Origin of the sequence: Bartonella sp. AC70YNML (assembly GCF_042196545.1) — a bacterium.
Lineage (GTDB): Bacteria > Pseudomonadota > Alphaproteobacteria > Rhizobiales > Rhizobiaceae > Bartonella.
Genome location: NZ_JBHIQK010000060.1, coordinates 1 through 627, shown reverse-complemented (window position 1 = coordinate 627; position 627 = coordinate 1). Strand labels below are relative to the sequence as shown.

The 627-nt window shown below is 40.5% G+C and carries 1 protein-coding gene; it reads left to right on the top strand.

The window, feature by feature from the left end:
* Positions 1-256: 256 nt before the first annotated feature.
* Positions 257-627: Arm DNA-binding domain-containing protein (locus tag ACFIMU_RS08745; RefSeq protein WP_375697040.1), on the top strand; the 371-nt coding region annotated here is incomplete at its 3' end.

The following is a 627-nucleotide window of genomic DNA, read 5'->3' as shown; positions in this document are numbered from 1 at the left end:
AGTTCATATTTTGCACGCGCCTTAATCAAATCAAACGCGTGCACAAACCATGGATGCTCCTCATCAACACTCTCTATATCTACAAGGCATTGATTTATAATGACAATCTATCGTTATTCATATTGAATGAGAGTCCCGAATAACCTAAGATTGTCTCATTTTAAATCAGTTTATATTGCTTCAATCAAAACCACTCATTTGCACATCACAAGCGGGATGAATGTGTGGATCAAATTTGTATAAGAAAGGATTTAAAATGACACTTATGAACCGTCTTAATGCAAGGGCTGTCGCAACATTGGGGGCTGGCAAATATAATGATGGTGCTGGCTTGTTACTTCATAAGCGTAAAGATGGAGGTGCTCAATGGATTTTACGGTATACCCTTCACGGACGTCGTCGTAAAATGGGCTTGGGAGCGTTGCGAGATGTCTCTTTAAAACAAGCCCGTGAATTGGCAACTGGGTGGCGTTCGGTTTTACGTGAGGGGCGTGACCCCATTAAAGAACGCAATAAACAAAAGCGTGAGGCAATAAGCAATCTCCATTATTTAAAAGACATTGCCGTAGATGCTTTTGAAAGTCGGAAAGCTGAATTAAAAGATGATGGTAAGGCTTGTGATTGGTT